This window comes from Sphingomonas sp. LM7, from assembly GCF_002002925.1.
Classification (GTDB): Bacteria; Pseudomonadota; Alphaproteobacteria; order Sphingomonadales; family Sphingomonadaceae; genus Sphingomonas.
In genome coordinates this window covers 3,945,481-3,964,382 of record NZ_CP019511.1, presented here as the reverse complement: position 1 = coordinate 3,964,382, position 18,902 = coordinate 3,945,481, and the positions used below count along the sequence as shown (strand labels likewise).

19 protein-coding genes and 1 riboswitch are annotated in these 18,902 nt (G+C 67.1%); of the genes, 15 read left to right on the top strand and 4 right to left on the bottom strand.

The features are described 5' to 3' along the window. Positions 1 to 164: 164 nt before the first annotated feature. Both rpsG and rpsL read right to left on the bottom strand, forming a co-directional pair. Positions 165 to 635 carry a 30S ribosomal protein S7 gene (gene rpsG / locus BXU08_RS18400; protein ID WP_077511480.1) on the bottom strand — a complete coding sequence of 157 codons (471 nt, stop codon included), beginning with the start codon at positions 633 to 635 and terminating at the stop codon, positions 165 to 167. Between the two features lie 52 nt (positions 636 to 687). Continuing rightward, complete coding sequence (rpsL, locus tag BXU08_RS18395) at positions 688 to 1,059, bottom strand: 30S ribosomal protein S12 (RefSeq protein WP_029936467.1); 372 nt, start codon at positions 1,057 to 1,059, stop codon at positions 688 to 690. Between the two features lie 257 nt (positions 1,060 to 1,316). Here rpsL and BXU08_RS18390 point away from each other — a divergent pair, with 257 nt between their 5' ends. Then, a complete protein-coding gene (locus BXU08_RS18390; protein WP_077511478.1) occupies positions 1,317 to 1,934 on the top strand; it encodes a hypothetical protein in 618 nt (205 codons plus the stop codon). Positions 1,935 to 1,938: 4 nt separating this feature from the next. Further along, positions 1,939 to 2,370 carry a polymer-forming cytoskeletal protein gene (locus BXU08_RS18385; protein WP_253190439.1) on the top strand — a complete coding sequence of 144 codons (432 nt, stop codon included), beginning with the start codon at positions 1,939 to 1,941 and terminating at the stop codon, positions 2,368 to 2,370. A gap of 63 nt (positions 2,371 to 2,433) precedes the next feature. On the opposite strand, the gene BXU08_RS18380 is transcribed toward BXU08_RS18385, so the two are convergent. Next, positions 2,434 to 3,024, bottom strand: a complete 591-nt coding sequence (locus tag BXU08_RS18380) for a DUF4142 domain-containing protein (RefSeq protein ID WP_077511476.1) — start codon at positions 3,022 to 3,024, stop codon at positions 2,434 to 2,436. Between the two features lie 83 nt (positions 3,025 to 3,107). Then, entirely contained in the window at positions 3,108 to 4,421 is a 1,314-nt protein-coding gene (locus BXU08_RS18375) for a methyl-accepting chemotaxis protein (protein ID WP_077511474.1), read from the bottom strand. A 105-nt stretch (positions 4,422 to 4,526) separates the two neighbouring features. Beyond that, a riboswitch (cobalamin riboswitch) is annotated at positions 4,527 to 4,715 on the top strand. Between the two features lie 116 nt (positions 4,716 to 4,831). Between BXU08_RS18375 and BXU08_RS18370 the strand changes: the two genes are divergently transcribed. From BXU08_RS18370 to BXU08_RS18310, 13 genes are all read left to right on the top strand, one after another. Continuing rightward, entirely contained in the window at positions 4,832 to 6,673 is a 1,842-nt protein-coding gene (locus BXU08_RS18370) for a TonB-dependent siderophore receptor (protein WP_077511472.1), read from the top strand. A 74-nt stretch (positions 6,674 to 6,747) separates the two neighbouring features. Next, the gene (locus BXU08_RS18365; protein ID WP_253190438.1) at positions 6,748 to 7,497 is read left to right on the top strand and encodes an ABC transporter substrate-binding protein; all 750 of its coding nucleotides are present in this window, start codon (positions 6,748 to 6,750) and stop codon (positions 7,495 to 7,497) included. A 106-nt stretch (positions 7,498 to 7,603) separates the two neighbouring features. Continuing rightward, positions 7,604 to 8,575, top strand: coding sequence for an iron ABC transporter permease (locus BXU08_RS18360; RefSeq protein WP_077511468.1), 972 nt, complete (start codon positions 7,604 to 7,606; stop codon positions 8,573 to 8,575). Further along, the gene (locus tag BXU08_RS18355; protein ID WP_077511466.1) at positions 8,566 to 9,345 is read left to right on the top strand and encodes an ABC transporter ATP-binding protein; all 780 of its coding nucleotides are present in this window, start codon (positions 8,566 to 8,568) and stop codon (positions 9,343 to 9,345) included. The genes BXU08_RS18360 and BXU08_RS18355 overlap by 10 nt, the downstream gene beginning before the upstream one ends. 266 nt (positions 9,346 to 9,611) lie before the next feature. Continuing rightward, entirely contained in the window at positions 9,612 to 11,141 is a 1,530-nt protein-coding gene (locus BXU08_RS18350; RefSeq protein ID WP_077511464.1) for a CoA-acylating methylmalonate-semialdehyde dehydrogenase, read from the top strand. 62 nt (positions 11,142 to 11,203) lie between these two features. Then, positions 11,204 to 11,743: a hypothetical protein gene (locus BXU08_RS18345; RefSeq protein ID WP_171982574.1), complete on the top strand. Its 540-nt coding sequence runs from the start codon at positions 11,204 to 11,206 to the stop codon at positions 11,741 to 11,743. Then, entirely contained in the window at positions 11,740 to 12,669 is a 930-nt protein-coding gene (locus tag BXU08_RS18340) for a polysaccharide deacetylase family protein (protein ID WP_077511462.1), read from the top strand. The genes BXU08_RS18345 and BXU08_RS18340 overlap by 4 nt, the downstream gene beginning before the upstream one ends. After that, the gene (locus BXU08_RS18335; protein WP_077511460.1) at positions 12,666 to 13,811 is read left to right on the top strand and encodes an acyl-CoA dehydrogenase family protein; all 1,146 of its coding nucleotides are present in this window, start codon (positions 12,666 to 12,668) and stop codon (positions 13,809 to 13,811) included. The genes BXU08_RS18340 and BXU08_RS18335 overlap by 4 nt, the downstream gene beginning before the upstream one ends. Continuing rightward, positions 13,808 to 14,851: an enoyl-CoA hydratase/isomerase family protein gene (locus BXU08_RS18330; RefSeq protein WP_077511458.1), complete on the top strand. Its 1,044-nt coding sequence runs from the start codon at positions 13,808 to 13,810 to the stop codon at positions 14,849 to 14,851. Before BXU08_RS18335 ends, BXU08_RS18330 begins: the two co-directional genes overlap by 4 nt. 10 nt (positions 14,852 to 14,861) lie before the next feature. Further along, on the top strand, positions 14,862 to 15,635 hold the full coding sequence (locus BXU08_RS18325; protein WP_077511455.1) for an enoyl-CoA hydratase: 774 nt from the start codon (positions 14,862 to 14,864) through the stop codon (positions 15,633 to 15,635). A 219-nt stretch (positions 15,636 to 15,854) separates the two neighbouring features. Then, positions 15,855 to 16,733, top strand: a complete 879-nt coding sequence (gene mmsB, locus BXU08_RS18320; protein WP_077511454.1) for a 3-hydroxyisobutyrate dehydrogenase — start codon at positions 15,855 to 15,857, stop codon at positions 16,731 to 16,733. A 270-nt stretch (positions 16,734 to 17,003) separates the two neighbouring features. Beyond that, a complete protein-coding gene (locus BXU08_RS18315; protein ID WP_171982573.1) occupies positions 17,004 to 17,594 on the top strand; it encodes an outer membrane protein in 591 nt (196 codons plus the stop codon). A gap of 83 nt (positions 17,595 to 17,677) precedes the next feature. Then, the gene (locus tag BXU08_RS18310; RefSeq protein ID WP_077511450.1) at positions 17,678 to 18,601 is read left to right on the top strand and encodes a right-handed parallel beta-helix repeat-containing protein; all 924 of its coding nucleotides are present in this window, start codon (positions 17,678 to 17,680) and stop codon (positions 18,599 to 18,601) included. Positions 18,602 to 18,902: the final 301 nt, after the last annotated feature.

Genomic DNA, 18,902 nt, shown 5'->3' with positions numbered 1-18,902 from the left:
CCGACGGGCTAGAAACTTTTGAGGGGTTTCCACCCTCACCCCGTTCGGGTCGAGCCTGTCGAGGCCCTGCCCTTGCTTCTCGCGAAGGTCAGCCCGTCGACTAGCTCAGGGCGAACGGTGATGGGTGGAGGCGCCGAAACGCTCCACCCATATAGTTACGAAATTTACCAGCGGTAGTGGCTGAAGGCGCGGTTCGCTTCGGCCATACGATGGGTATCTTCGCGCTTCTTCACCGCGTTGCCGCGGTTGTTGGCGGCATCCATCAGCTCGCCCGAAAGGCGTGCCGACATGGTGTGCTCGCTGCGATTGCGCGCCGAGGTGATCAGCCAGCGGATAGCAAGTGCCTGGGCACGCTCCGGACGGACCTCGACGGGAACCTGGTAGGTCGCACCGCCGACGCGGCGCGAACGGACCTCGATGCCCGGCTTGATGTTGTTGAGTGCTTCATGGAACACGCCGATCGGCTCGCGCTTGGCGCGCTGCTCGACGGTTTCGAGCGCCGTGTAGACGATGCCCTCGGCCACGGACTTCTTGCCGTCCAGCATGACCGAATTCATGAACTTGGTGAGAACCTCATCCCCGTACACGGGATCAGGCAGGATTTCCCGCTTTTCGGGACGACGACGACGAGCCATCTGATATCTTCCTTCTAAACTTCAGCCGTAAATGATCGCAAAAGCGACCGGCTTACTTCGGACGCTTGGCGCCGTACTTGGAACGCGACTGGCGGCGATCCTTCACACCCTGCGTATCGAGCACGCCGCGAAGGACGTGATAGCGAACGCCGGGAAGGTCGCGCACGCGGCCGCCGCGGATCAGGACCACCGAGTGCTCCTGAAGATTGTGGCCCTCGCCCGGAATGTAGCTGATGACTTCGCGCTGGTTGGTCAGGCGGACCTTCGCAACCTTGCGGAGTGCCGAGTTCGGCTTCTTCGGGGTCGTGGTGTAGACACGGGTGCAGACGCCGCGCTTCTGCGGGTTCTGCTCCATCGCAGGGACCTTGGACTTGGCCTTCTGCGGTTCGCGGCCCTTGCGGACCAGCTGGTTGATCGTTGGCATGAAGCCCTTCACCTTTGCGTTACCGGATGATCCGGCGGTTACTTTGCTGGAGCCCAGACTCTACAGAATACGAAAAGGCCCCGGGTGTCTTTGACCCCCCGGGCCATTGCGTCTCCAGCAACGTTCAGCTCTTTGTTCCCCGAGTCTTGCGCCCCATGGGGCCCTCGCGGAACGGTGGCGCCTATAGCTGCGCAGGCATAGGCGGTCAATGGGGCGCCCCGGGGATAACAGAGCGTCAACGCATCGGGCGCTAAGGCATGTCCAACATGCTGCACCCACCCGGACACGGCGCCGTCATCCGGCCGATTCCCGCTAGGCTAGCGCCTGCGCTTCTCGCCGTCGCGACGACGCTGCTGCTCGGCGCAGTCGGCACGCCGCACCCCGGCGCGTGGCAGCTGCTCGAATCGCTTGGCCGCGAGTCGCTGACCGGCCTGTTCTTCGCCGCCGGCGCCGGGCTGCTCGCCTGCCATCTCGCCCAGACCAGCGTCACGCCCTCCCCCACTTCCGCCGCCGCGTTTCCCGCCGCGCTGATTGCCGCGTCGCTACCCGGCCCGGGATCGCTGGCGCTGCTGATCCCGCTCGCGCTCGCGGCGCACCAAATTCACCAGACGCGCAGACTCCAACTGCTCGCCGCACTCGGGCTTGCCGGCGTGGTCGCCGGGATCGTTGCGGCAGCGCTGCACAGCCCCGCGATCGGCACCGTCGGCGCGCTGGCGATGCTGGCCGCCGCGACACTGATGATTCGCCACGCCACACGGCCCGCGGCCAACGACAATCTCCGCGACGAGCCGTTCGTCGCATTCTGGGGTCTGCCGGATGCCCCCACTCATGCTACGCATCCGGAACGGACTTCGAGTCCCGTATTGGGGGAGTGAGCCTGTGTTCAGCAGCAAGGGCCGCGAGGAGCGTTCGGCATCGGGCCAGGGCAATGGCCGGGGACGCGGCATGTTCTCGGTGATCGGTCCCGACATGGCAGTGACCGGCAACGTCCGGGCGACCGCCGACCTGCATATCGACGGCAGCATCGAAGGCGATGTCGAGTGCGGCAACCTCGTCCAGGGCCCGGAAAGCCGAATCGTCGGCGGCGTCACGGCGGACACGGCGCGGATCGCCGGCACGGTCGAAGGCAGCGTGCGCGTGCGGCACCTGACTGTCGAGCGCTCGGCCCGGATCCTCGGCGATGTCGAATATGAGGACATCACGATCGAGAATGGCGGCCATGTCGACGGCCGGCTCAAGCGCGTCGGCAACGACGCCGCTGCGACCGGGCCGCGTGCGGTGCCCGATGTCGCGCAGGAACAGGCGGCTTGAACTCCAAAGAAAAGAGGCGCCGCCCGATCGGACGACGCCTCTCTCGAGAGCCTGGAACGGGGGTTACAGGCTCTTGATCTTGGTCAGGTGCGCCTGGACCACTTTCTCGGCTTCCTTGGCGAATGCCTTGAGCTCGGCGACTTCGCCGCCCGCGGCATAGGCCTTGACTGCCGCCAGCGCCTTTTCGTGCGCCGCGACCTGCTGGGTCTTGTAGAGCGCGTCGAATGCCGCGTCGTCAGCTTGGCGCAGCGCTTCGAGATTGGCTTCCTGCTCGGTGTTGAGCGCCGGGTTGGGCGCGATCACCGGGCTCGCCTTGCCGGCGGCGGTTTTGAGCTTCTCGGTCGAAGCATTGTGGTGCTCGACCATCAGCTTGCCGAAATCCTTCAGCGTCTGGGCCTTGGCCTTGTCCTGCGCGATCTTGCCGGCCTCGACTTCGAAATAGTCGCTCGCGCCGACTTCATTGACGAATTTCTGCGCCGGCGACAGCGGCTCGCCGGTGGTCAGCGCATTGTCGGCCAGATTGGCGTCCGCCGGCACGACGACGCCGTTATCGGTAGTGACCGTGTTGGTTGTGGTCGTGGTGGTCTCGTTGCCGCCGCACGCCGAAAGCGCGAGCGCAGACGTGAATCCCAAGATCAAGTGAAGCTTTTTCATTCAGGGGTCCTCCTCGCGTGCCACAACGCCGCCCCGCGCCGCCCGTTCCACCTTCTCAATGAGATAGCGGAAGCGCCGGCAGGTCAGGCGCGGCGTAGCTCGGCGAGGAAGGCCTCCAGCTCCGTCGAGAGCGCACCCGCATCATGATGCAGCCGCGCGGCGAGCGCATGCATGTCCCCGGCGCTGTCCGAAGCCACGCGCGACGTGCCGCCGATCGCCTCGACATCGTTGCGGATCGCCGTGCTGGCACCCACTGCTTCCTCGACATTGCGCGCGATCGTGCGCGTGGCGCCTTCCTGCGCGACGATCGCCGCCTGGACGCCCGCGGCAAGGTCGACCATCGATGCGATCGCGTCCTCGACCTGGACATGGCCCAGCGTGACATCGTCGATGCCCCGGCGGATCTCGTCGACATGCGCGGCGATTCTGCCCGCGGCGACTCCGGTCTGGTTGGACAGCTGCTTCACTTCGTTGGCGACCACGGTGAAGCCCCGCCCCGCCTCGCCCGCGCGCGCTGCCTCGATCGTCGCGTTGAGCGCCAGCAGGTTCACTTGCCCGGCAATGTCGCTGATCAGCGCGATCACCGAATCGATCGTCTGCGCCGCGCGGTGCAGCTCGCGGGTGCGGGCACTGCCGGCGCGGACCAGCGCCGATACCTTGCCCGCCGCGGCTTCGGCGGCCTGGGTGCTGCTTTCGATATGCTCCAGCGAGCCCGCCAGCTCGCGCCCGCGCGCGGCGATCTCGCGCATATTGTCGCTGGTCTGCGACGCGGCCGAAGCAACTGCGACGGCGCGGTTGCCCACTTCGGCGGCGCGATCCGCGCTCGATGCGGCGCTGCGCTGCAGCTCCGCCGACAGCCCACCCAGTGCCTGCGCCAGCGTCGCGACTTCGCCTTCGAACCGCTCGCTGGCGCGCTCGATCCGCTCGGCGCGCGCGACGCGGGTGGCAGCACTGCTGCGCTCATATTCTGCCGCGAGATGGAGCAGGCGGCGATTGCCGATCACTGCCGCCAGCCGGCCGCCCCGCGTCAGGATCATCCCTTCGCTGCCGCTTGCCGCGCGATAGGCGTGGAGCAGCGCGCCGATATCGGTCGCGGCTTCGGCGACCGGGCAGGCGCGGACATGTCGCACGACGCCATGCCCGAAATAGGGATTGCGCAGCAGCGCGTGGCCGAACGGATTGAGCAGCAGGCGCCGCACGTCCTTCTCGAAGATCGCGCCGACCGGGCGGTGCGACGCATCGACCACCGGCATCAGCCGCAGGTCGGTGTCCGAGTTGAACAGATCGACTGCCTTGAACAGCGAATCCTCCAGCGTCAGCCAGGGCGGATCGGCTTCGGCATCGGTGAGCCAGCCCGGATTCGGGTCTGGCTGCGGAGCAAGTTGGGCGACCTTCATGGCCCCTGCCCTACGCCGTGCTGGTAAACGCGGACTTCACCGTTGGTTACACAACCGTGACAATTGGAATTTTTTCGCAGTTGCAGCGAGCGCACGCCCCGCGTAGAGGCCGCGGCCGTGACGGGTGTCCCCTGCGAGGGGGATGAAAAGGGAACTCGGTTCAAACCCGAGGCTGCCCCCGCAACTGTAACCGGCGAGCGTTAGCGTCATCATGCCACTGGAGTTTTTCCGGGAAGGCGGCGCGAATGCAGTGACCCGGGAGCCAGGAGACCTGCCAGTCACAGTCGATTCCTTTGCGCGGGCGGGGTGCACCGGGCGAACGAGGGCTATGCCCTTGCGTGAGCGACACCGTTTAACCGGGTCGCCGCGCCAGCTTTCGGCGAGACGACCCCTGACGAAGGTGTCTTACCGTGACCAAGTTCAAGCTGTTTCTCTATGCCTCGGCCGCATTGCTGCCGGCCGTGGCGCATGCCCAATCGGACGATGACCAGATCGTCGTCGTCGCATCGGGCGTCGAGCAGGAAGCCGAGACTACCGGCCGTTCGATCACCGTGCTCGACCGCGCGACGATCGAGACGCGCCAGACCGTCTCGCTGTCCGATCTGCTCGCCACCACCCCGGGCGTCACTTCGACGCGCAACGGCGGCCCCGGCGCGCTCACCGCAGTGCGCATTCGCGGCGCCGAGGATGCGCAAACGCTGGTGCTGATCGACGGCGTCCGCGCCAACGATCCCTCCTCGCCCAGCGCGGCGTTCGACTTCGGCAACTTGCTCACCAGCGCAGTCGAGCGTGTCGAGATCCTGCGCGGGCCCAACTCGGTGATCTGGGGCAGCCAGGCGCTGGGCGGCGTGGTGAATGTCGTGACGCAGGCGCCGGTGGACGGCATCGCGGCGCGCGCCAATGCCGAATATGGCTATGCCGATCAGATCTCTGCCAACGCCGCGATCGCAGCGGGCAATGATACGGTCCAGGGCGCGCTGACCGGCGGCTATTTCCGCACCGACGGCGTCTCGCAGGCCGCCTCGGGCACCGAAGCCGACGGCTATCGTCAATATAATGCCAGCGGCCGCCTTCGCGTCGAGTTCGCACCGGGCTTCGGCGCCGACCTGCGCGGCTATTACGCCAATTCGCGTCTCGAGATCGACGGCTTCCCTGCCCCGGCGTACAGCTTCGCCGACACCGACGAATATACCACCGGGCAGGAGCTGTATGGCTATGCCGGGCTGTTCGCTGATTTCGGTCCACTTTCGAACCGCGTCGCCTTCACCATCGCCGACATCAACCGCGACGGCTTCGATCCGTCGATCCCGGGCGACGGCCCCGCCTATCTCTATCGCGGCCGTAGCGAGCGCTACGAATATCGCGGCGACGCAAAGCTGGTCGACCAGCTCCGCGTGACCTTCGGTGCCGAGCGCGAGAATCTGCGCTTCTATGACGGCGCCGATACGTACCGCGCCGACATCACCAGCTTCTACGGGCAGGCGATCGTCACGCCGGTCGAAGCGGTGACGCTCACCGCGGGCATCCGCAACGACGATCACAGCCGCTTTGGCGGGCAGACGACCTGGGGCGTCAATGCCGCGGTCAAGCCGCTCGACAATACCCTGCTCCGCGCCAGCTATGGCGAGGGCTTCAAGGCGCCGACGCTCTATCAGCTGTTCGCGCCCTTCTACGGCACCGACACCCTCCAGCCCGAGACCGCCAAGAGCTGGGAAGCCGGCATCGAGCAGTCGGCGCTCGGCGGCGCGGCGAAGCTGGGCGTGACCTGGTTCCACCGCGACACCCGCAACCAGATCGACTTCGACCTGGTCAGCTTCACCTACGCCAATATCGCCCGCACCAGCGCCGAGGGCGTCGAAATCGAACTCGCGCTCAAGCCGGTCGAGGCGTTTACCGTCACCGCCAACTACACCTATACCGACGCCGAGAACCGTTCGGCGGGCTATGAAGGCAACCAGCTGGCGCGCCGTCCGCAGGACACCGCCAGTCTCTCGGCCGATTACCGCCTGCCGTTCGGGCTTTCGCTGGGAGGCACGGTGACGATCGTCGGGGACAGCTTCAACGATCAGGGCAACTTCACTCCGATCGATGGCTTCGCGCTCGGCAGCATCCGCGCCGAGATGCCGATCGGCGATCGCTTCGCAGTGTACGGCCGTGTCGAGAACGTCACCGACGAGCAGTACGAAGTCGTCTCTGGCTACGGCACCTATGGCCGCGCAGCCTATGCCGGCGTGCGGATCAAGCTCAACTGATGCGGGTTGCCGCGCTTCTCTGCCTCATGGCAGCCGGATGCGCGGCGCAGCCTTCGCCGCACGGAGGCGGGATCGTGTCGCTTAATCCGTGCGCCGATGCGATGCTGGTCGAACTGATCCCGCCCGACCGCATCGCCGCGATCAGCCATTATTCGCGTGACCCCGGCGCGTCCTCGATTTCGATGGAGGTCGCGCGCCGGTTCGCCGTCAACCATGGCACCGCCGAGGAAATCCTCGCGCTGCGACCCGATCTCGTCATCGCCGACAGCTTCACGTCGCCCTCGACCCGCGAAGCCTTCGCCCGGGCCGGCCTGAAGACACTCTATCTCGGCTGGGCGAGCACGATCGACCAAAGCAAGGCGCAGGTCCGCGAGATCGCCGCCGCAGTCGACGCCGTTCCCGCCGGCGAGGCGATGCTGTCGCGGATCGACAAGGCGGTGACTGATGCACAGACCGATCGCCCGCTCGTCCCTGCCCTGCTCTGGATCGGCGGCAATACCGTGTCCGGCGGCGGCACCCTGCTCGACGAGATGATGGTCAAGGCAGGCTTCAGCGACCATGCTGCGCATTATGGGCTCCAGAATACCGGCTATCTTCCGATCGAACATGTCGTGGTCGATCCCCCGCGGGTGATGCTCGTCCCTGACCAGTCCGGCCGCGACGCCGGCTCGCGCGCGGCGCAGATGCGCGGCTGGGCACTCGCCCGCGCGCGCGCCAAGGTCCACCATGCGCGGTTCGAGCGCAGCCTCGTCAATTGCGGCGGGCCGGTGATCGCAAAGGCGATGACGCGGCTGGCCGAAGTGCGGCGCGAGGCGGGCGAATGAGCCAGTCACCCTCACCCTTCCCACCCAGCCATGCCGGACAGGCCCCTTACTTCTCTCGGGAGAGGGACGGAGGCGCAAAGCACCGGAAGAGTGAAGGTGAGCGGTCATGAACCGACCTCTCCTCCTGATCCTCCTCACCACCCTCGTCACTCTGCTCTTCGCCGGCTCGCTGATGGCCGGCAAGATCTGGGTGCCCCCCGCCGCTTGGTTCTCGAACGACCCGCGCTGGTGGATCGTCGCCGAACTCCGCCTGCCCCGCGCGATCCTCGGCCTCGCGATCGGCGCTGCGCTCGGCCTCACCGGCGCGGTGCTCCAGGGCTATCTGCGCAACCCGCTCGCCGATCCGGCAGTGGTCGGCGTCTCCTCCTCCGCTGCGCTCGGCGCGGTGGCGGCGATCGTCATCTTCGCCGCCAGCGCACCGCTCGTCATCTTCGGCGCCGCGATGGTCGCTGCCTGCGGATCGATGCTGCTGCTCGCCGGGCTGGCATGGCGCGCCGACAGCCAGGTCGCCTTCATCCTCGCCGGCACCGTGCTCGCCAGCCTCGCCGGCGCGCTTACTGCCTTCCTGATCTCGATCGCGCCCAATCCCTATGCCACCGCCGAGATCATCGACTGGATCATGGGCGCGCTCACCGACCGCAGCTTCGCCGAGGTGCACCTCGCGCTGCCCTTCATCGTGACCGGATCGGCGCTGCTCCTGTTCACCGGCCGCGCGCTCGACGCCCTCACGCTCGGCGAAGCGGCGGCGCGCTCGCTCGGGGTGAAGCTCCAGCGCACCCAGATGCTGATCGTCCTCGGTGCAGGCCTCGCGGTCGGCGCCAGCGTCGCAGTGACCGGGGTGGTCGGCTTCGTCGGACTGATCGTCCCTCACCTTCTCCGCCCCCTCACCGGCGCCAAGCCCTCGGCGCTCTTGCTGCCCAGCGCACTCGGCGGCGCCGCGCTCGTCCTCGCCGCCGACAGCCTCGTTCGGCTCGGCCCGGGTGCGAGCGAAATCCGGCTGGGCGTGGCGATGGCGCTGCTCGGCACGCCGTTCTTCTTCCTGCTCCTGCTGAAAATGCGGCGGTCGGCATGGAGCTGAGCGTCAGCGACCTCGCCGTCAGCCTCGGCAACCGCCGCGTGCTGAACAACGTCACCGCCGCCTTCCAGCCGGGCCGCGTCACCGCCATCCTCGGTGCCAACGGCTCGGGCAAGTCGACCTTGGTCAAGACGCTCGCCGGCCTGCTCGACCCCGATGCCGGGCATGTCCGCCTGGGAACCCGCCAAATCGCCCGGATCGAGCCGCGCGAACGCGCCCGGCTGATCGGCTATTTGCCCCAGGACGCGACGGTCCATTGGAACCTGTCGGTGCGTGAATTGGTCGCACTCGGGCGCCTGCCGCACCGCTCGCCCTTCGCCGGCACCTCCGAGGCCGACGCGATGGCGATCGGCGCCGCGCTCGCCGCGACCGGCACGATGCCCCTCGCCGATCGCGGCACCGACCAGCTCTCCGGCGGCGAGCGCGCCCGCGTCCTGCTCGCCCGCGTCCTTGCCGGCGAACCGCAATGGCTGCTCGCCGACGAGCCGCTCGCCAGTCTCGACCCCGTCCACCAGCTCGGGCTGCTCGACCAGCTCCGCGCGCTCGCCGCGGACGGCATGGGGGTGGTGATAGTCCTCCACGATCTCGTCCAGGCTGCCCGCGCCGCCGATGACGTGCTGCTGCTCAAGCAAGGCGAAGTGGTCGCCTTCGGAACCGCGGCGGAAGCGCTGGCGCACCAGCCGCTGCGCGAAGCCTTCGGCGTCGAAGTGATGATCGTCCCCGACGAACAGGGCCGCCTCCTCCCCGTGCCGATCGGACGCACCAAGGTCTGAAGCGGTCCTTCCCGACATAAGTTCGTCACCCCGGACTTGTTCCGGGGTCCACCGCGCCACCAATGCTCTCCTTCGAGATGCAGGAGTTCCCTCGCCTGCGGCACCCCCCTCGTGACATTCTCGATGTTCAGCCCGCAGCACTGTGGACCCCGGCACAAGGCCGGGGTGACGCGATATAGTTGGGGCTGACAGCGCTTGAGACCTATGCCATTGCGCAATAAAATTACACGACGAGTCGGGCCATCGCGCCCGCCGCAGGAGAGTTTATGCGCACGATCGATCACCTCATCGCCGGGAATCCGGGTGCCGCCGCGGGCCGCCAGTCCGACGTATTCGATCCCAACACCGGTCAGGTCCAGGCGCGCGTGTCGCTCGGCACCCAGGCCGATCTCGACCGCGCCGTCGCCGCCGCCCAGGCCGCGCAACCGGCCTGGGCCGCGACCAATCCCCAGCGCCGCGCCCGCGTGATGTTCAAGTTCAAGGAGCTGGTCGAGGCGAACATCGACGCACTCGCGCACCTGCTCTCCTCCGAGCACGGCAAGGTCATCGCCGACTCCAAGGGCGACATCCAGCGCGGCCTCGAAGTCATCGAATTCGCCTGCGGTATCCCGCATGTCCTCAAGGGCGAATACACCCAGGGCGCCGGCCCCGGCATCGACGTCTATTCGATGCGCCAGCCGCTCGGCATCGGCGCGGGCATCACCCCGTTCAATTTCCCGGCGATGATCCCCTTGTGGATGTCGGGCGTCGCGATCGCCTGCGGCAACGCCTTCCTGCTCAAGCCCAGCGAGCGCGACCCGTCTGTCCCCGTCCGCCTCGCCGAGCTGATGCTCGAGGCCGGGCTACCCGAAGGCATCCTCCAGGTCGTCCATGGCGACAAGGAAATGGTCGACGCGATCCTCGACCACCCCGCGATCTCGGCAGTGAGCTTCGTCGGCTCCTCCGACATCGCGCATTATGTCTATCGCCGCGGCGTCGATGCCGGAAAGCGCGTCCAGGCGATGGGCGGCGCCAAGAACCACGGCATCGTCATGCCCGATGCCGATCTCGACCAAGTCGTCGCCGATCTCTCGGGCGCCGCGTTCGGCTCGGCCGGCGAGCGCTGCATGGCGCTGCCGGTGGTCGTCCCGGTCGGCGACAAGACCGCCGACGCACTCCGCGAAAAGCTGCTTCCTGCGATTCGTTCGCTGCGCGTGGGCGTCTCTACTGATAATGATGCGCATTACGGCCCCGTCGTGAACGCCGCACACAGGCAGCGCGTCGAGAACTGGATCCAGACCGGGGTCGACGAAGGCGCCGAGCTCGTCGTCGACGGCCGCGGCTTCCAGCTTCAGGGCCATGAAGAGGGTTTCTTCATCGGCCCGTCGCTGTTCGACCGCGTCACCACCGATATGCAGTCGTACAAGGAAGAGATTTTCGGCCCGGTTCTCCAGATCGTCCGCGCCCCCGATTTCGAGACCGCGCTGCGCCTGCCGAGCGAGCACCAATATGGCAACGGCGTCGCAATCTTCACGCGCAACGGCCATGCTGCGCGCGAATTCGCGGCGCGCGTCAATGTCGGCATGGTCGGCATCAACGTGCCGATCCCGGTGCCCGTCGCCTATCACAGCTTCGGCGGTTGGAAGCGAAGCGCGTTCGGCGACGTCAACCAGCACGGCATGGAAGGCGTCCGCTTCTGGACCAAGGTCAAGACCGTCACCCAGCGTTGGCCCGACGGTTCTGCGCTTCCCGGCGGCAGCGAGGACGGCGGCCCGTCTCGCATCCAGGACGCGTTCGTCATCCCGACGATGGGCTGAGCGGATCGACCCGCTATCGGCAGACGTTGGCCTAGCGACTCGAACGACTTGAAAGACCGAGCATGCGCAACATTGCGATGATCCCAGCCCTCACCCTCGCCGCCCTCTCGCTCGCGGGCTGCGGCGGCGATCGCGAGCCCGCGTCTTCGAACGACACGATCGCCATCCCGCGCAACGAGACCGTCACGCTGCCCGCCCCGCCCCAGGCCGCCGAGCCGAGTCCAACCGCTGTTCCGTCGCCGACCGCTTCGGCCTCGCCTTCATCCATGCCCGTTCCAGACGGCGGCACCGGCATCCCCGCCACGCTGCAGGGTCGCTGGGGCCTCGTCGCCGCCGATTGCACCTCGAAGCGCGGCGACGCCAAGGGGCTGCTGACGATCACCACCGGCACGCTGAGCTTCTATGAATCGCGCGGTACGCTGGGCAGGGTCGCGGAGCGCGATGCCAGCCGCATCGTCGCCGATTTCGCCATGTCGGGCGAGGGCCAGAGCTGGACTCGGCGCATGGTGCTCGACGGACAGGATGGCGGCAGCACGCTGATCCGCCGCGAGCAGGGCGCCGATGCGATGCCCGGCGCGCTGCGCTATCGGAAATGCGCATGATCCGAAGCATCGCCGCTGCGTTCGCGCTGATCCTGCTCACGCTCGCCCCGGCGGCGACCGCGCAGAAGCGCATCGCGCTCACCTTCGATGACGCGCCGCGCGGCGCCGGCGCCTTCCTCACCAGGCAGGAGCGTAGTACGCGGCTAATCGCGGCGCTGAAGAAAGCACGCGTCGAGCAGGCGGCGTTCTTCGTCAATCCGGGCAATATCCGCGAGCCCGGCGACGCGGCGATGGTCGATGCCTATGTCCGCGCCGGGCACGTCCTCGCCAACCACAGCTTCAGCCATCCGCACCTCAACCAGTCAGCGGTCGCGGATTATCTCGCCGACATCGATAAGGCCGAAGCCTGGCTCAAGCCGCGTCCCGGCCGCCGCCCCTGGTTCCGCTATCCGTTTCTCGATGAAGGCGGCAAGGACAAGGCCAAGCGCGACGCCGTCCGCGCCGGCCTCGCGTCCCGCGGCCTGACCAACGGCTATGTCACCGCCGAGGGCTCGGACTGGAACATCGAGCAGCTGACGATCGACGCGAAAAAGGCTGGCAAGACCATCGACATGGCCGCGCTGCGCGACCTCTATGTCGAGACCCACGTCCAGGCCGCCGACTTTGCCGATGCACTGATGGTCAAGACGATCGGCCGCTCGCCGCCGCACGTCATGCTGCTCCACGAGACGGACATCGCCGCGCTCTACATCGCCGATCTCGTCAAGGCGCTCCGGGCGGATGGCTGGCAGATCGTCACCGCCGATTTCGCCTACGCCGATCCGCTCAAGACCGCCGCCCCCGATGTCCCCAGCGCCAACGGCACGCTCACCGAGCTGCTCGCCTGGGAGAAGGGCCTCCCCGCCCCGCGCTGGTACGAACGCAATCAGATCCCCCTCGCCAACCGCCTCTTCGCCGAGCGCGTGTTGCATGAGAAAGCCCCATGACCAACCAATTCGACCTCACCGACGAGCAGCGCCAGATCCAGGAGATGGCGCGCCAGTTCACGGCCGATGCGATCACGCCGCACGCCGCGGAATGGGACGAGAAGCACATCTTCCCGCGCGAGACGATCAAGGCCGCGGCCGAGCTCGGCTTCGCCTCGATCTACGTCTCGGAGGAATCGGGCGGGATCGGACTCGGCCGGCTCGAGGCGGCGCTGATCATGGAGGCGATGGCCTATGGCTGTCCTTCGACCAGCGCGTTCATCTCGATCCACAACATGGCGAGCTGGATGATCGACACCTTCGGGTCGCGGACGATCAAGGACAAATACCTCCCGAGCCTGATCACGATGGAGCGGCTGGCGAGCTATTGCCTCACCGAGCCGTCATCGGGCTCCGACGCCGCCGCGCTCAAGACCCGCGCGGTGCTGGACGGCGGCCATTATATGGTCAACGGCTCGAAGCAGTTCATCTCGGGCGCCGGTGAGAACGAAGTCTACGTCACGATGGTCCGCACCGGCGAGGACGGCCCCAAGGGCATCTCCTGCCTCGTCATCGAGAAGGACATGCCCGGCGTCAGCTTCGGCGCCAACGAGCGCAAGCTCGGCTGGCATTCTCAGCCCACCCGCCAGGTTACCTTCGAGGATGTCCGCGTGCCGGTCGAGAACCGCGTCGGCGGCGAAGGCGAGGGCTTCCGTTTCGCGATGATGGGGCTGGACGGCGGGCGGCTCAACATTGGCGCCTGCTCGCTGGGCGGCGCGCAGCGCTGCCTCGACGAGGCGATCGCCTATACCAAGGAACGCCAGCAGTTCGGCAAGCCGATCGCCGACTTCCAGAACACCCAGTTCGTCCTCGCCGACATGGCGACCGAACTCGAGGCCGCACGCGCGCTCCTCTATCTAGCCGCCGCCAAGGTCACCGCCGGCGCGCCCGACAAGACTCGCTTCGCGGCCATGGCCAAGCGCCTCGCAACCGACACCGGCAGCAGCGTGGTCGACCGCGCGCTCCAGCTCCATGGCGGCTATGGCTATCTCCAGGACTATCCGATCGAACGCTTCTGGCGCGACCTGCGCGTCCATTCGATCCTCGAAGGCACCAACCAGGTCATGCGCATGATCATCGGCCGTGAGCTTACCCGCCAGTGACCCAGGACCTCCTCACTTTCACCGAAGGCCGCATCGGCCGCATGCGGCTCAACCGCCCCAAGGCGCTACACGCGCTCAACACCGAGATGTGCGCCACTATGCTAGAGGCGCTCGCCGCGTGGCGCGGCGATACCGATGTCGAGGCGGTGCTGATCGATCATGCCGACGGACGCGGCTTCTGCGCCGGCGGCGACATCCGGATGATCGCGACAAGCGGTGCCGGCGACGGCGAGGCTGCGCGCGCCTTTTTCCGCCTCGAATACCAGCTCAACCACGCGCTGTTTACCTATGCCAAGCCGGTCGTCGCGTTCATGGACGGCATCACCATGGGCGGCGGCGTCGGCATCTCTCAGCCCGCCAAGTTCAAGGTCGCGACCGAGAACACGAAGCTTGCCATGCCCGAGACCGGGATCGGCCTGTTTCCCGATGTCGGCGGCGGCTGGTATCTCTCGCGCCTGCCCGGGCATCTCGGCGAGTATATCGCGCTCACCGGCGCGCGGCTGACGGGCGCCGATTGCCTCGCGCTCGGCCTCGCCACGCACTACCTCCCCGCCGCAACGCTCGACCAGGCCAAGGCCGAGATTGCCGCTGACCCGCAGGCGATCGCCGCAACGCTCGACGCCCTCTCCGAAGCCCCCGGCGACGCCGCGATCCTCACGCAGCGCGACGATATCGACCGGCTGTTCGCCGCCGACACGCTCGAGGAGATCGTCGCCGCGCTCGCCGCCGATGGCGGGCTATGGGCCAGGGAGCAACTCGCGACGCTCGCGACCAAGTCCCCGCAGGCGATGAAGGTCTCGCTCCATCTTGTCCGTCAGGGCCGGCACATGCCGAGCTTCGAGGACGAGATGCGGCAGGAATTCGCGGTCGCGTCGCGCGTCGTCCAGCGCCCCGATTTCGCCGAGGGCGTCCGCGCGGTGATCGTCGACAAGGACAATGAACCACGCTGGCAGCCCGCCACGATCGAAGGCGTCACCGATCACGTCATCGACCAGATTTTCGCGCCCTTGCCCGACGACCAGTCCTGGGCACCGGCCTGAAGGAGCAGAAATGGCCTACGAAACGATCCTCGTCGAGCAGCGCGGCGCCGTCACGCTCGTCACGCTCAATCGCCCGCAGGCATTGAACGCGCTCAACAGCCAGATCCTCTCCGAACTGCTCGACGCCATGGCCGCGTTCGACAAGGATTCCGCGCAGGGCTGCGCAGTGATCACCGGCAGCGAAAAGGCGTTCGCCGCGGGCGCCGACATCAAGGAGATGCAGGCGCAGGGCTTTGCCGACATGTACGGCCACGACTTCTTCGCCGGCTGGGACGCGTTCACCCGCACCCGCAAGCCGATCATCGCCGCAGTCGCCGGCTATGCGCTGGGCGGCGGCTGCGAACTCGCGATGATGTGCGACTTCATTCTCGCCGCGGACTCGGCGAAGTTCGGCCAGCCCGAGATCAAGCTCGCGGTCTCCCCCGGCATGGGCGGCTCGCAGCGGCTCGCGCGCGCGGTCGGCAAGGCCAAGGCGATGGAGATGTGCCTAACCGGCCGGATGATCGACGCCGCCGAGGCCGAGCGCGCCGGGCTGGTCGCACGCATCGTTCCGGCGGCCGACCTAGTTGACGACGCAGTCAAGACCGCCGCGACGATCGCCGGCATGGCGCCGCTGGCAGTGCTGGCGAACAAGGAAATGGTCAACGCGGCGTTCGAGACCAATCTGGCGCAAGGCGTCCAGTTCGAACGCCGGCTATTCCATGCGTTGTTCGGCACCGCGGACCAGAAGGAAGGCATGACGGCCTTCGTCGAGAAACGTCCGGGCAACTGGACGGGTCGTTGAAGTGAAAGACGCACGGGCAGCTTTTTTCGGCCGGGTAGGCCGCTCGATGCGCAGGTCCGTGATCCTGTTCCTGGGGGTGTTGGCGGCCGTTACGGTGCTCAACTTGCACCAGGGACAGCCAGCCGCACCCTGGTGGTTCTACCTCGCCGCAATATTGATGAGCGGGGTGTTCTGGCTCGGTGCGACGCTATTCACCGCTCGGGGAAATTGGAGACCGTAATGGCACGCATCGCATTCATCGGGCTCGGCAACATGGGCGGCGGGATGGCCGCCAACCTCGCAAAAGCGGGCCACGACGTCCGCGCTTTCGATCTCTCGGCCGAGGCGCTCGACAAGGCGAAGAAGGCCGGCTGCCTCCCCGCCGAGGACGCCAATGCCGCGATAGAGGGCGCAGAGGCGGTGATCACGATGCTCCCCGCCGGCCGCCATGTCGAAGCCGTCTACACCGGCAACATCCTGCCGCACGCCGATGCCGGCGCGATCCTGATCGACTGCTCGACGATCGACGTCGCCACCGCGCGCCGCGTCGCCGAAGCCGCCGCCGCACACGGCCTCGCCGCAGTCGACGCCCCTGTCTCGGGCGGAATCGCCGCCGCCAATGCCGGGTCGCTCACCTTCATGGTCGGTGGCAGCGGAGCGGCGTTCGCCCGCGCGGAGCCCTTCCTGTCGGACATGGGCAAGGCCGTCATCCACGCTGGCGCCGGCGGCGCGGGCCAGGGCGCCAAGATCTGCAACAACATGATGCTCGGCGCGACGATGATCGCGACGTGCGAGAGCTTCGCGCTCGCCGAGAAGCTCGGGCTCGATTTGCAGAAGCTCTACGACATCGCCTCGGTCAGTTCGGGCCAGAGCTGGTCGATCACGAGCTACTGCCCGGTCCCCGGCGTCGGCCCGGAAACCCCGGCCGACCGCGACTATCAAGGCGGGTTCGCCGCCGCGCTGATGCTCAAGGACTTGAAGCTGGCCCTCGAAGCAGCCGCCAGCGTCGACGCTGAAACCCCGATGGCCGCGCGTGCCGAGGAGCTCTACGAGCAATTCGCCAATGGCGAAGGCGCGACGCTCGACTTCTCCGGCATCATCAAGATGCTGCGGGGGTAGGCCCGATTTCCCCTCCCTCTCAGGGAGGGGCTAGGGGTGGGTAAGAAAAGGTCGGGCTCGATGCCCGACCTTTTCTTTATTTCCGAGCCGCTCGATGGGCTCGCTACGCTCGCACCCACCCCCTGCCCCTCCCTTGCAGGGAGGGGAGTCGAAGGCCCGACACAAACCCGCGCACTCCCGCAACGAACCGAAATCCAGCCGAGACTCCTGCTCCCCAACTGGCTCCCAGCGCCCGGTCCCCCTTCGGGCGCGCCAGTACAGGAGTATTTCATGACCAGGCTTCACATCCTCCTCCTCACCGCGGCGATGTTCGCAGCCACCCCCGCCTTCGCGCAGGACGCCACTGATTTCACCGGCCCGCGCGCCGAAGCCAGCATCGGCCTCGACCAGCTGCGCTTCGATCTCGCCACCCTCGGCGGTGACGGCAAGGCCAAGCAGTCCGACCTCGGCTATGGCATCGCGCTCGGCTATGACGCGGCGATCGTGCCGAACCTGATCGCTGGTATTGAAGGCGGCGTGAACCTCTCCGACGTGCGCTTCGCCTCCGGCAACGCCACCGATGGCAGCGAGCTGCGCAAGCGTCGCGAGCTCACGCTTGCCGGCCGGATCGGCACTCCGATCACCCCCAATGCGTTGCTCTATGGCAAGGTCGGCTATGCCAATCTCCAGCTGCGCGAGGATCAGACCGTCGCCGGCGTTACCACCAGCGTGAAGGACGATCTCGACGGCGTGCTGGTCGGCGCCGGCGTCGAAGTGAAGCTCACCCCCAGCGCCTATTGGAAGAGCGAATATCGCTACACCGATTATGCCAGCGGCGTGACCTCGAACAAGGTCACCACCGGCGTCGGCATCCGGTTCTAGGGAACCGGAGGAGGAGCCGGTTGCCCGCCGGCTCCTCCGCACGGGTTAACCCGGTCTTTCCACCTGTCGCGCATAGTCGCGGCATGCGCGCTTCCATTCTACTCCTCGCCCTCGCCGCCCCTGCCGCCGCGCAGGAGCGACCTGCCCCGTTCGTCGTCGCCGAGACCGGTCAGGGCTATGCCTCGATCGACGAGGCAGTCACTGCGATCCGCGACGACGATGCGACGATCCTGATCGCGCCGGGCACCTATCGCCAATGCACTGTCCAGACGGGCGGCAAGATCACGTTCAAGGCGCGCCAGCCCGGCACGGTGATCTTCGAAAAGGAAGTCTGCGAGGAAAAAGCCGGCTTCGTGCTGCGCGGCCGCGGCTCGACGATCGATGGCATCGTCTTCCGCGGCTATGCGGTCTCCGACGGCAACGGCGCCGGCATCCGCCATGAGATGGGCGACCTGACGATCACCAACTCGATGTTCCTCGACAGCCAGGAAGGCATCCTCGGCGGCGGGCACGAGACCGTCCGCCGCGTGAGCATCGATCGCACCACTTTCTCCGGCCTCGGCCAGTGCGAGACCGAGAATTGCAGCCATGCGATCTATCTCGCGGTCGACGGCGACGTCTCGGTCACCCGCTCGCGCTTCGAGCGCGGCACCGGCGGGCATTACGTCAAGCTGCGCGCGCGCCGGGTCAGCATCACCGATTCGAGCTTCGACGACAGCGCCGGCAAGAAGACCAACTACATGATCGACCTGTCCGAAGGCGGCACCGGGCTGATCGCGCGCAACACCTTCGTCCAGGGCAAGAGCAAGGACAATCATTCGGGGCTGATCGTGGTGGCGGCCGAGGGCCGGACCTATCCGTCCGCCGGGCTGCGGGTGGAGGACAATACCGCCAGCATGGCGCCCGGCGCGCCGGCCAACCCGGCGTTCGTGGCGGATCTCAGCGGCTCGACGATCGAGCTGAGCAACAACCGGCTGAGCGGGATGCGGGCCTTCGAGCGGAGATAAGCTCCTTCTCCCCTTGTGGGAGAAGGAAGGCGCGCGCTGAAGGCGTGGGAGGATGAGGGGGACGTCTGATGAGTCACATTCCCCTCACCCAACCGCCGATTTAATCGGCTCCCTCCAGCATCAGGGTAAACAGCGCTCCGCGCTGTTTAGGTCATACCGGGGGCATGACCGACCCGATGCTCCCACTAGGGGAGAGGGAGAACCCCTCGCAATGTAGGATTTCCCGTGCGACGCTCTTTCCTTCGCTCTTTGAAACCGTCGAAAATCCTCACCCGCAAACGAACGATTGTTACAACTACAC

Bases quoted from the DNA above. Each gene is read 5' to 3' on its own strand.
- BXU08_RS18340 (WP_077511462.1), top strand. From the start codon at position 11,740: ATGATCCGAAGCATCGCCGCTGCGTTCGCGCTGATCCTGCTCACGCTC.
- BXU08_RS18325 (WP_077511455.1), top strand. From the start codon at position 14,862: ATGGCCTACGAAACGATCCTCGTCGAGCAGCGCGGCGCCGTCACGCTC.
- BXU08_RS18315 (WP_171982573.1), top strand. From the start codon at position 17,004: ATGACCAGGCTTCACATCCTCCTCCTCACCGCGGCGATGTTCGCAGCC.
- rpsG (WP_077511480.1), bottom strand. From the start codon at position 635: ATGGCTCGTCGTCGTCGTCCCGAAAAGCGGGAAATCCTGCCTGATCCC.
- BXU08_RS18345 (WP_171982574.1), top strand. From the start codon at position 11,204: ATGCGCAACATTGCGATGATCCCAGCCCTCACCCTCGCCGCCCTCTCG.
- BXU08_RS18375 (WP_077511474.1), bottom strand. From the start codon at position 4,421: ATGAAGGTCGCCCAACTTGCTCCGCAGCCAGACCCGAATCCGGGCTGG.
- BXU08_RS18335 (WP_077511460.1), top strand. From the start codon at position 12,666: ATGACCAACCAATTCGACCTCACCGACGAGCAGCGCCAGATCCAGGAG.
- rpsL (WP_029936467.1), bottom strand. From the start codon at position 1,059: ATGCCAACGATCAACCAGCTGGTCCGCAAGGGCCGCGAACCGCAGAAG.
- BXU08_RS18380 (WP_077511476.1), bottom strand. From the start codon at position 3,024: ATGAAAAAGCTTCACTTGATCTTGGGATTCACGTCTGCGCTCGCGCTT.
- BXU08_RS18350 (WP_077511464.1), top strand. From the start codon at position 9,612: ATGCGCACGATCGATCACCTCATCGCCGGGAATCCGGGTGCCGCCGCG.
- BXU08_RS18355 (WP_077511466.1), top strand. From the start codon at position 8,566: ATGGAGCTGAGCGTCAGCGACCTCGCCGTCAGCCTCGGCAACCGCCGC.
- mmsB (WP_077511454.1), top strand. From the start codon at position 15,855: ATGGCACGCATCGCATTCATCGGGCTCGGCAACATGGGCGGCGGGATG.
- BXU08_RS18390 (WP_077511478.1), top strand. From the start codon at position 1,317: ATGTCCAACATGCTGCACCCACCCGGACACGGCGCCGTCATCCGGCCG.
- BXU08_RS18310 (WP_077511450.1), top strand. From the start codon at position 17,678: ATGCGCGCTTCCATTCTACTCCTCGCCCTCGCCGCCCCTGCCGCCGCG.
- BXU08_RS18360 (WP_077511468.1), top strand. From the start codon at position 7,604: ATGAACCGACCTCTCCTCCTGATCCTCCTCACCACCCTCGTCACTCTG.